The sequence below is a fragment of the Thiocapsa sp. genome (assembly GCF_035467215.1).
Classification (GTDB): domain Bacteria; phylum Pseudomonadota; class Gammaproteobacteria; order Chromatiales; family Chromatiaceae; genus Thiocapsa.
Window position 1 is genome coordinate 1 of record NZ_DATITZ010000357.1, and the last position, 10,727, is coordinate 10,727.

At 62.2% G+C, this 10,727-nt stretch carries 13 protein-coding genes; 1 reads left to right on the top strand and 12 read right to left on the bottom strand.

Annotation, left to right across the window (positions count from 1 at the left end; all coding sequences use genetic code 11):
* Positions 1 to 150: 150 nt before the first annotated feature.
* On the bottom strand, positions 151 to 1,452 hold the full coding sequence (gene urtA / locus VLR48_RS19290; RefSeq protein ID WP_325293335.1) for an urea ABC transporter substrate-binding protein: 1,302 nt from the start codon (positions 1,450 to 1,452) through the stop codon (positions 151 to 153).
* A gap of 283 nt (positions 1,453 to 1,735) precedes the next feature.
* Between urtA and VLR48_RS19295 the strand changes: the two genes are divergently transcribed.
* Positions 1,736 to 2,182 (top strand): cache domain-containing protein, encoded by a 447-nt coding sequence (locus tag VLR48_RS19295; protein ID WP_325293336.1) that lies wholly within the window; start codon positions 1,736 to 1,738, stop codon positions 2,180 to 2,182.
* Positions 2,183 to 2,309: 127 nt separating this feature from the next.
* Here the strand turns inward: VLR48_RS19295 and VLR48_RS19300 are convergent, their stop codons facing one another.
* From VLR48_RS19300 to VLR48_RS19350, 11 genes are all read right to left on the bottom strand, one after another.
* Positions 2,310 to 2,645 (bottom strand): helix-turn-helix transcriptional regulator, encoded by a 336-nt coding sequence (locus VLR48_RS19300; RefSeq protein WP_325293337.1) that lies wholly within the window; start codon positions 2,643 to 2,645, stop codon positions 2,310 to 2,312.
* A gap of 166 nt (positions 2,646 to 2,811) precedes the next feature.
* Positions 2,812 to 3,792, bottom strand: coding sequence for a LysR family transcriptional regulator (locus tag VLR48_RS19305; protein WP_325293338.1), 981 nt, complete (start codon positions 3,790 to 3,792; stop codon positions 2,812 to 2,814).
* A gap of 327 nt (positions 3,793 to 4,119) precedes the next feature.
* Entirely contained in the window at positions 4,120 to 5,331 is a 1,212-nt protein-coding gene (tatC, locus tag VLR48_RS19310; RefSeq protein ID WP_325293339.1) for a twin-arginine translocase subunit TatC, read from the bottom strand.
* A gap of 106 nt (positions 5,332 to 5,437) precedes the next feature.
* Positions 5,438 to 5,806, bottom strand: a complete 369-nt coding sequence (tatB, locus tag VLR48_RS19315; protein WP_325293340.1) for a Sec-independent protein translocase protein TatB — start codon at positions 5,804 to 5,806, stop codon at positions 5,438 to 5,440.
* A 37-nt stretch (positions 5,807 to 5,843) separates the two neighbouring features.
* Complete coding sequence (gene tatA / locus VLR48_RS19320; RefSeq protein ID WP_325293341.1) at positions 5,844 to 6,104, bottom strand: twin-arginine translocase TatA/TatE family subunit; 261 nt, start codon at positions 6,102 to 6,104, stop codon at positions 5,844 to 5,846.
* Positions 6,105 to 6,298: 194 nt separating this feature from the next.
* The gene (locus tag VLR48_RS19325) at positions 6,299 to 6,616 is read right to left on the bottom strand and encodes a phosphoribosyl-ATP diphosphatase (protein WP_325293342.1); all 318 of its coding nucleotides are present in this window, start codon (positions 6,614 to 6,616) and stop codon (positions 6,299 to 6,301) included.
* 6 nt (positions 6,617 to 6,622) lie between these two features.
* A complete protein-coding gene (hisI, locus tag VLR48_RS19330) occupies positions 6,623 to 7,018 on the bottom strand; it encodes a phosphoribosyl-AMP cyclohydrolase (RefSeq protein WP_325293343.1) in 396 nt (131 codons plus the stop codon).
* 69 nt (positions 7,019 to 7,087) lie between these two features.
* On the bottom strand, positions 7,088 to 7,828 hold the full coding sequence (gene hisA / locus VLR48_RS19335; protein ID WP_325293344.1) for a 1-(5-phosphoribosyl)-5-[(5-phosphoribosylamino)methylideneamino]imidazole-4-carboxamide isomerase: 741 nt from the start codon (positions 7,826 to 7,828) through the stop codon (positions 7,088 to 7,090).
* A gap of 81 nt (positions 7,829 to 7,909) precedes the next feature.
* Positions 7,910 to 8,515 (bottom strand): imidazoleglycerol-phosphate dehydratase HisB, encoded by a 606-nt coding sequence (gene hisB / locus VLR48_RS19340; RefSeq protein WP_325293345.1) that lies wholly within the window; start codon positions 8,513 to 8,515, stop codon positions 7,910 to 7,912.
* A 272-nt stretch (positions 8,516 to 8,787) separates the two neighbouring features.
* Positions 8,788 to 9,873 (bottom strand): quinone-dependent dihydroorotate dehydrogenase, encoded by a 1,086-nt coding sequence (locus VLR48_RS19345; protein WP_325293346.1) that lies wholly within the window; start codon positions 9,871 to 9,873, stop codon positions 8,788 to 8,790.
* The coding region (locus tag VLR48_RS19350; protein WP_325293347.1) for a hypothetical protein at positions 9,870 to 10,727 on the bottom strand (858 nt) is incomplete at its 5' end. The genes VLR48_RS19345 and VLR48_RS19350, both read right to left, overlap by 4 nt.

Consider the following 10,727-nt stretch of genomic DNA (forward strand, 5'->3'; position numbering starts at 1 on the left):
GCCCCTACAGGCCGGCTGATTGCTTATCGGCAATCACCTGAACCCATCCCGAAAATCACTTGAACCGCGTCCAGTGCCGCGCTCATAGACTCATACCAAACCAAGCCCACAGCGCCACCCGACCATACTGCGCCGGACGCGGTTCAACGACTACTGCGCCTGAGCCCCCAGACAGGTCTTGGTCACCGTGTTGAAGTTGCCGCACATGACCGGCGGGGTCCAATCGGCGGTGAGATCCTTGGAGCCTTCGAGGAAGTCGGACCAGGCGTCGCCAGGGACCTCTTCCTCGGTCGACCAGACGACGGCGAACTGACCGTCTTCCTGGATCTCGCCGATCAGCACCGGTTTGGTGATGTGGTGGTTGGGCAGCATCTTGGCGGTCCCGCCCGTGAGGTTCTTGGTCTCCAGGCCGATGATGGCGGCCTGCACCGCATCAGGATCGGTCGTGCCGGCCTTCTCGACCGCCTGGACCCAGAGATCGAAGCCTATCTTATGCGCCTCCATCGGGTCGTTGGTCACACGCTTGTCGTTCTTGGTGAAGCCGTGCCACGTCTCGATAAAGGTCGCGTTGGCCGGGTCGTCGACGCTCATGAAATAGTTCCAAGCGGCGAGATGGCCGACCAGCGGCTTGGTGTCGATGCCCGAGAGCTCTTCCTCGCCGACCGAGAAGGCGATGACCGGGATGTCCTCGGCGGAGACGCCTTGGTTGCCCAGCTCTTTGTAGAAGGGCACGTTGGCGTCGCCGTTGATGGTCGATACCACGGCGGTCTTCTTACCCTCCGAGCCGAAGCGCTTGATATCGGAGACGATGGATTGCCAATCCGAATGACCGAAGGGCGTGTAGTTGATCATGATGTCTTCCTCGGCGACCCCGTTTTGCTTGAGGTAGGCTTCGAGGATCTTGTTTGTGGTGCGCGGATAAACATAGTCCGTGCCGGCGAGCACCCAGCGCTCCACACCCAGCTCGCTCTTCAGATAGTCGACGGCCGGGATCGCCTGCTGATTCGGCGCGGCACCCGTATAGAAGACGTTCTTGGAGGACTCCTCACCCTCGTACTGCACGGGATAGAAGAGCAACCCGTTGAGCTCCTCGAAGACCGGGAGCACGGATTTGCGCGACACCGAGGTCCAGCAGCCGAAGACAACCGCAACCTTGTCTTTGGTCAGCAGCTCGCGCGCCTTTTCGGCGAAGAGCGGCCAGTCAGAGGCGGGGTCGACCACGACGGCCTCGAGATTCTTGCCGAGCAGACCGCCCTTCTTGTTCTGCTCGTCCACCAGCATCAGGACCGTATCCTTCAGCGTCGTTTCGCTGATGGCCATGGTGCCCGAAAGCGAGTGCAGGACCCCGACCTTGATGGTGTCGTCCGCGGCCTGGGCCATAGATCCGGCGGTCAAACCAAGCACGAGGCCCGTGCCGAGCAAGACCGATTTGATCGGGTCGCGTCTAAGCATACATTCTGGCTCCTGTTCATCATGCGTCACATGGGTGGAAGCTTCTGGGACGAGGACGTCCGGCAGGACACTAAGCAGAAACCATGCCAATGCGCTCGGCTCATGTTTGGCGGCCCCGCGCCAGGTCGCAGGTCAGAGAGTGCACCGGATTCGTGCAAGCGGAGATTCAAATGGGGCGTTCGGGGAGGGTCGCCGCGCCAAGATCGAACATTCTGGATCTAGGTCGGGATCTGTACTATCGTCGGCCAGGTAAAACCCTATAAACAATATAAGGAGATGGAGAATGCACAAACTTCTGCTTGCAGCGGCTGCTATGATGCTTACGGGCAATGCGATCGCCGCGGAGATGGCCTCGCCGGACGAAGCCAAGGCCATGTCTCAGAAAGCACAGGCTGCCGTGAACGCGATGGGAAGCGAGCAGGCCTTTGCGGCCTTTGCCGCTGCGGACGGCGGCTTCCAGGATCGCGACCTCTATGTCTTCTGCATGGACATGGACGGCGTCATGCTGTCGCACGCGATCAAACCGGAGCTGGTCGGCAAGAATCTTCTGGATTTCGACAAGTACGGCGACACGCTCTTCAAGAACATGATCGCCGTTGCGAGCAGCACGGGCGAGGGTTGGGTCGACTATAACTGGCCCTATCCGGGCACGGAGGAGATTCGCGAGAAGACCAGCTATGTGATGACGAACGAACAGAGCTTCTTCTGCGGAGTCGGCGCCTACAAATAGCGCCCTTAAACCGCGTCTCCGATAAGGGTCGTGGATGCAGCAAACGTCGAGCTCACTCGAAAATGAGCATATCGCTCTGGATGCGGTTTAGACCCGAAGGCATGCCGCGCACGGCGGCATGCCGACGCTAGTCCGCGACGAAGCCGGACTGATCCGAAGCGACCTTGACGATCGTATCCTTGCCGCGCTCGTCGGCCTGCCGAAAGTATTCCACGAGCTCGCGCTCGCGAGCCGAGAGCGGATCCTTGTCGTCGAGACACAAGAGGTAGGTCGGGGTCACGGTACCGAGTGCGACCGCAAGTTCTTGGGCCTCCTCGAGACCCATGCGGCGAATCCCCTGCTCATAGTTGCTGATTCGTGATTTGGAGAGCGACTCGGTGCGACCCGAGAGCTCCGACAAGCTCAGCTTCTGATCTTGGCGCGCAGCGCGCAGGCGCTGCCCGATGCGTTTTGTGAGTTCCATAGTGTTGGGCTCTACTCACCTGATGTCAGTGGTACACGGTTAGTTTTAATTGTGCACGAATCCTGTTCGGGTCGAGCACATTCGCTGTGCGCACAAGGGCAAATGACTTGCCATGCCGCCCTCGAAAAGCCTTAGGTGCCATCCTCTGCGGCCGAGCGCAGGGTCATCATCCCAGATAAGCATCTTCCCATTCTTCGACATTGCCCACGGTTTGAGGTTGCGGTTCCACGATCCGGTCTGCAAACGCGCGATCAAGCGTCTTCATGAAGCACTTGGTCTGGGGCGACAGAAATTTCCCCCGCCTCTGTACGATACCGTAGCTGCGCTTCGGGAAATACTGAGATAGTGGAATTCTACTCAAGTTTTCGTCACCAGTCAGACAGACATCCGTCACGATCGAGATTCCCAGGCCCAATTCGACGTATTTCTTGATGACCTCCCAGCCGCCAGCCTCCAAGGTGACCCGGTAGGCGAGGTTGTGCTGCTTGAACACCAGATCGACCATCCGCCAGGTGCTCAGATGACGCGGCGGCAGGATAAGACCGTAGGGCGCAATCTCTTCGAGGGTCACCGACTCCCTACCCGCAAGCGGATGGTCCTTCGGCGTGATGAGCGTCGGCTGGTAGGTGACGAAGGGGCGGTAGGTGATATCGTCCGGCACATCCAGCATCGACCCAACGGCGAGATCGACCTCGTCCGCACGCAACATGGCCAGGCCGTCGCGGCCGGTCACGTTGTGCATCTTCAGCTCGATCCCCGGATACTGGTCCACGAAGGCACGCACCGGATCGGGAAGGATATAGAGGATGGTCGACTCACCGGCTGCGATGTTCAACACGCCGCGGTCGACGCGACCGCATTGCGTCGCGAAGGCCTCGTGGAGCTTGTCCATACCCTCGACCAGGGGCTCGGCCATCTGGAAGAGCAAATCCCCCTCGGGGGTTAGCTTGATCTTGGGGCCGCGCCGCTCGAACAAGATGGTGCTGAACTCGCGCTCCAGCGCCTGGATCTGCAAAGAGACGGTGGGTTGACTGAGAAAGATCTTCTCGGCTGCAGCGCTGACGCTGCCGGTGCGCGCAGCATGGCAAAAGGCGCGCAATTGTTTGAGTCGATTCTGCTTATAGTGAATTTGGGATCCTGAGCCCATTGGGATTCCGATCTTCAAATGGCGGTAAAACCTATACTATCTCAGCATGGCCATTGAAAGAAGCAATTATTTCAACTTGACGACCGACATCGTCAAGGCAGTCAATGCCTTGCATAAGGCACGACGCAGACATCAGCCGGATCGAGGACAAAACCGACCACCGGGCATCCGGGATGTGCGAGGAAGGCGGCCGCGGATCGCGGCCACTGCAGAGAGCGGGATGTCGTGCGGCAGAACAAGACCCGGCGCCCGAGCCACTCGCCTCGGGCCTCAGCCGGTCACCCTCCCGGTGGAGGCTCCGGTCGATCAACAGCGTTCCGAAGCCGTTCAAGCCTCGTCGAGCTGATTGAGGATGTTGCGTGCCACGCGCCGTTGATCGGCATCGCCCTCCTCCAGGACCTCGTAGAGCACGGTGCGCGCGGCGAACGTGCTGCCGAGATCGCGAAGTCGGTTCGCGCGTCGAATCTTTTCTTCGACCGAGTTGATCTCCGTAGCGCCACTGGGGATCTCGGTTTGCGTGGCCTGAGTGGCATTCGGCTCGGAGTGCCGCGGCGCATCCAGGATTTCGTCGGCCTCGATCAGATCCAGCTCGGCCTCCATCTCCGACTCGCTCAGGGGCTGCCAGCGACCCGGGTCGTCGAAGTGCGGATCGAGATCGCGTCCGACCTCGCGCGTCTCGGGCCGAGGCGTCACTCGGCCCATGGTCGATCCGCCGACCGGACCATTCGGGGCGGAGGGCGCGCGCGAAGGCGCGCTGCCCGAGACGTCGGGATCCGGGTCTTCGTCGGTATCGTTTGCACGCTTGCGCACCAGGACCTTCGAGAAGACGATCCCCAGCTCGAACAACAACCACATGGGCACGGCCAGCAGGGTCTGGGAGATGACGTCGGGCGGCGTCAGCAGCATCCCCACGACGAAGGCACCGACGATCACGTAGGGCCGCTTGGAGGCGAGGGCTGCCGGCGTCGTGATCCCTGCAGCCACCAGCAGGATCGTGGCGATCGGGATCTCGAAGGCGATTCCGAAGGCGAAGAAGAGTGCCAGCACGAAGTCGAGATAGGCCGAGATGTCCGTCATCATCGCCACGCCGTCCGGCGTGGACGCCGACAGGAAGGCGAAGATCAGCGGGAACACGACGAAATAGGCGAACGCCACCCCGACGTAGAACAGGATGATGCTCGAGATCAGCAGCGGGGTTGCCAGACGCTTCTCGTGCTTGTAGAGCCCAGGCGCGACGAACCCCCAAAACTGGTAGAGCAGGAAAGGCATCGAGAGGAAAACCGCAGCGATCAGGGCCAACTTGAAGGGCGTCAAGAAAGGCGCGGCGACCTGTGTCGCGATCATTGTATTGCCTTCGGGCAACTGCGCCATCAAGGGCGCCGCGACGAAGGTGTAGATCTCGTTGGCGAACGGGAAGAGCGCCAGGAACACCACGAAGATCGCGATCGACATGCGGATCAGACGATCGCGCAGCTCGATCAAATGGAAGACGAAAGGCTGTTCGGCACCCGGATCGTCGGGCTGCATCGCGGGGGACATGGGTGATGTTCTCGTCGCTGGTTGGATGGCGGCTCGGCGAGCTGATCGAGCGAGCGATTCGTCGGCTTGCGCGACGGGCGTGGATCGGGTCGCCGGATCGGCGCGGTCAGCTCGCTGAGGTGTCTCGCTCGGTCGTCCGGGCGGCCGAGGTCGACTCGTCGGGCGCGGCGGGTGGATCGCCCCGTGCCGGTAAGCGCGCGGCATCGGCTTCGGAGGTGGACTTCGCGGTACGCTTCGCCGGCTCTTCGAGGATGCTCTCGAGCGGGCGGCTGCGCGCCTGCTTGTCGAGAATCTCTTTGAGCTCGTCGGCCTTGAGCTCGCGCCGAATCTCGTCCTGCACCGAGGCGAGCGTGCGGCGCGCACGCCCAAGCCAAAGCCCTGCGATCCGCGCGACCTTCGGCAAGCGCTCGGGTCCGATGACGACGAGGGCCACCACGCCGATCACGACAAGCTCCCAGAAACCCATGTCGAACATGGCAACCTCGCGTGACCGCCTCGCTCAGGGAAAGACCTTAGGCGGATTTATCCGATGACTTCGCCGGCTCATGCTTGACCGGCTCGCCGTCGGCGACACGCTTCTCGGCGGTCTGCTCGACCCGCTTCGCTTCCGCTTCTTCCTCGGCCTTCTCGCTATCGGACATGGCGCTGCGGAAGCCCTTGACCGCATTACCGAGGTCGGAGCCGATGCCCTTGAGCCGTTTGGTCCCGAACAACAGCAGCACGATGACCAGGATGATCAGAAGCTGCCAGATACTGATGCCACCAGCGCCCATGTTTTCCTCCGTACCGTCGCGATGCGACGGTCGACTCGGTTCAGTGGAGAGGCCGACGAAACAGTCCGTCGACTGGATTTTCGATGTCTTCGGCACCCTTGTCCCAAGGGATCCGAAGCGCCTGGATCATACCGCAATCCCAATCGACGCGGTTAGTCCCTCGGAGAGGCGAGGCCGGCGATCCGATGCGGGGATCAGGACCCGCGACCGGCCTTTTCGTCCAACCCCGAAAGGCCGAAACGACGGTCCAGCTCCGCCAAAACGTCGCCGGGACCGAGACCCTGCTGCGCAAGCAGAACCAGGGTGTGGAACCAAAGATCCGCAACCTCGTGCACGATCTTCTCGGGGACCCCGTCCTTGGCCGCCATTACGGTTTCGGTCGCTTCCTCGCCGATCTTCTTGAGGATGGCGTCGAGACCTTTGGAATAAAGGCCTGCAACATAAGAGCTACCCGGATCCGCCCCTTTGCGCGACTCGAGAACATCCGACAACCGCTCGAGCAAGTCATTCATGATCGATCACGCCTTACCGTAAATCGCCTGTGGATCCTTCAGGACAGGCGCAACCTCGACCCAACGCCCCTGCACATCGAGCTCGCGAAAAAAGCAGTTGTGACGCCCCGTATGGCAGGCGATCCCGCCCTTCTGCTCGACATCGAGGAGCACGACGTCGGCGTCGCAGTCGATCCGAATGGCGTGCACCACCTGCTGATGGCCCGACTCCTCGCCCTTGTGCCAGAGCCGCCCGCGCGAACGCGACCAATAGACTGCGTGCCCGGTCTCGCGCGTCAACCTCAGTGACTCGGGGTTCATCCAAGCCATCATCAGAATGGTCCCGGTCCCGTGCTCCTGCGCGATCGCCGGAACCAACCCCTGGGCGTCCCACTTGATGGCGTCGAGCCAATCTTCAGACATCGTCGATCTCCTCGCGGCGCACGCGGTGTCGACGACACCCGGCTGCGCGCGTGTGCAATTGGCCCCGGCTCAACGCGGGCTCAGGCTGTCCGCGAGACGCTGCCCCTCGGCGAAGTCGAGCGTCCCTTCATAGATGGCACGCCCCGTAATGGCCCCGATGATGCCGCAACTCGCCACCTCGGCCAGCGCACGCACGTCGTCGATGACGGTGATACCGCCCGATGCGATCACCGGGATGCGGATCGCCCCGGCCAACGCCCGGGTCGCTTCCACGTTGGGCCCGTTCATCATGCCGTCGCGGCCGATATCGGTGTAGATGATGGCCGCGACACCGGCGTCCTCGAACCGCTTCGCCAGATCCTCGGCCTGATGCTCGGTGACCTGCGCCCAGCCCTCGATGGCGACCTGCCCGTCTTTCGCATCGAGTCCGACCATGATCTGGCCCGGAAACGAGCGACAGGCCCGCTCGACGAAGACCGGCTCCTTCACCGCCTGGGTCCCGATGATGCAGTAGGTCACCCCGGCGCTGAGATAGGCCGCGATGGTGGCCTCGTCGCGGATGCCCCCGCCGACCTGGATCGGCAGCTCGGGAAAGGCCTCGGCGATGGCGCGAATGGCCTCGCCGTTGACCGGCATGCCGGCAAAGGCGCCGTTGAGGTCGACCAAATGCAGTCGGCGCGCACCCTCGCCGACCCAACGTGCGGCGGTGTCGACCGGGTCGTCGGAGAAGACCGTCGCCTCCTCCATCCGGCCTTGACGCAGGCGCACACAGCGGCCGTCCTTCAAATCGATTGCGGGAATCAGCAACATGGATCGGTCACTCGCTGTCGGATGTCGGATGGGCGCCTCCCTGCCTCGAGCTCGGACAATGGCGACGACTTGGATCGAGCTTCAAAGCGAACCCTTGGTGGACGGAGTGATCCCGGCCATCCGCGGATCCGGCTCCACGGCCATGCGCAGGGCACGTCCGAACGCCTTGAAGACGGTCTCGGCCTGGTGGTGCGCGTTGGCGCCGCGCAGATTGTCGATGTGCAGCGTGAGGGCCGCATGGTTCACAAGACCTTGGAAGAATTCACGGAAGAGGTCGACATCGAAACCGCCGATCATCGCGCGGGTGAAATCGACGTTGAACTCCAGCCCGGGTCGACCGGACAGATCGACCACGACACGCGACAGGGCCTCGTCCAGCGGGACATAGGCGTGCCCGTAGCGACGCAGGCCCTTCTTGTCCCCGAGTGCCTGCGCCAGCGCCTGGCCAAGCGTGATGCCGATGTCTTCGACCGTGTGGTGGGCGTCGATATGCAGATCGCCCTCGGCCTGGATGTCGAGATCGATCAGACCGTGTCGCGCGACCTGATCGATCATGTGGTCCAGAAAAGGCAAGCCCGTGTTCAGATCCGAGCGCCCGGACCCCTCAAGGTCCAGTACGACCCGGATCCGGGTCTCCAGGGTGTTGCGCTCGACCCGGGCCTTACGATGAGTGCTGTCGAGGGTCATGTTGAAGCAGTGTCGTTGGCTCGCAAAGCCGCATTAAACCATAGCCTATCCGGACGACATAAGGGCGGCGGCCGCGAACACCGAGAAACGCCGACGCAAACCGTTCCGACGAGACAGACATTAAACCGCGCCCAGCGCTAAATGCGATGTTTGCGGATGGGATCGGCCCCGGCAGGCTTGACGAGCGCCGGAGCCGGCGCGCTTTGAGATACTGAAAATATTATTTTAAACGGCGTCCCCGCCAAGGGCCGTGGATGCACCAAACATCGAACTCACTCGAAAGTCAGCTTCTCGCGATGAGACGCGGTTTGGCTCGACATCCCGCGCAGCAGCTCGCGCACGAATCCGGGCCCGCGATAGATGAGGCCACTGTAGATCTGCACGAGATCCGCCCCGGCCGCGAGTTTGGCTGCCGCGCCCGCGGGGTCCATGACACCCCCGACACCGACGAGCACCGGACCCGGACCCACGGCCTGCCGGACCAAACCCAGCAGGACGGTGCTCCGCTCCAGGATCGGTCGACCCGAAAGACCGCCACTCATCCCCTCGGTGCTGCTGCGCAGCCCTTCGAAGCGAATGCTGGTGTTGGTCAGGATCAGGCCGGCACAGCCCGCATCCAATGCCGCGCGGGCGCAGTCGATCGCGTCCTCGTCGGCGAGGTCCGGCGCGAGCTTGACCAGCAGAGGCTTGGGCCGGGCGAGTCGCTGATTGGGCCCCTGGATCGCCTCGATGATACGAGCCACCTCCTCGACCCGCTGCAGATCTCGCAGGCCGGGCGTGTTCGGACTTGAAATATTCACGACCACATAATCCGCGAAGTGGCCCACCCGCTCGAAGCTTCGACGGTAGTCGTCCGCCGCCTCCTCCGCGGGCGTGACCTTGGACTTGCCCAGATTGACCCCGAGGGGGACTTGAAGGACACCGCGCTCGCGCAGGCGCCCCAGCCGGATCGCCGCCGCATCCGCGCCCGCGTTGTTGAAACCCATCCGGTTGATCAGCGCCTCGTCCGCCGGCAGACGAAAGAGGCGTGGCTTCGGGTTGCCGGGCTGCGCCAGCGCCGTGATGGTCCCGACCTCGATGAAACCGAAGCCCAGCGCCTGCCAGGCGGGCACGGCGACGGCATCCTTGTCCAGACCCGCCGCGAGACCGATCGGGTTGTGGAAGTGCAGGCCCATCGCGTCGACGGCCAATCCTCGCCTGCGCGCAATGTCGCCCGCCTCGAGGCGGCCACCGAAGAAGGTCGACCACCGCTTGAGCAGGCCAAGCGTAAGCTCGTGCGCATACTCGGGGTCCAGCCGAAACAGTAGAGGCCGAGCGCGACGCCATAGACCGAGTAGTTGGCTATCGATTTCTTTCATCTTGCGATTGCACTCCACTCCATCTCGGCCGAACCGGGCGTTAAACGGTGCAGTTCGCCCGTATCAGCTCGGACAAAATACGCATCCAGCCCTCCAGACTGGGCTGCTCGATCCAGTCCAGACGCATCCAACTTAACCTCCCAATCGGCTCGTGGTCCAATCCGAGGAAAGAGCCGAGGCCAGAGTCCACGCCGATCATCGATGCGACCGAAACCAAGAACTTGCCTTACTCCGCCATTTTCGGACACCCCAACCAAGATTGCCCCGGCGCGGTCGCCCTCTTCAAGCAACACCCACCCGCGGAGTACACGGCCGTCATCGAGCTGCTCCACATCCGTGATCGCGCCGCGAACGCTCGTCCGACTCTGGGGAAGACCTGGCTGCACTTTGGGCTCGGTTAGATGCGCTCGGTCCGCCTCCTGGGCGCGTACGAGCATCGCATCCACATTGTCTGTCCGAGATGCCAGACACTCGGAATCCAGATGCTGTACGCGATAAACATAACAAACCTTCCCATGAGCAAGGCTTGCATTGAAGGTGGCAAGAGCCTGCCAGAATTCCGGATTTGCCGGACTCGCGACCAACAGCAGACCGAACACTAATGCGATACCCGCTGGAATTGCTCGTATCTTGGACCGCCGCTCCAACAATGCCGAAAGCAACACCAGACCCGAACACCACATATAAAGTGAGTGCGACATATAGTCCGTACGCATCGCGTGATCGGGCGACATGCTCAGGCGACCAATCGTTGCAAGAGCGGCTTGCGAGAGGGACCACAAGCCCAACACGACCCAGGAAACCAAAGCGATGGAGTCCGTGCCTCGTAACCACCGGATCAAAATAATCACCGC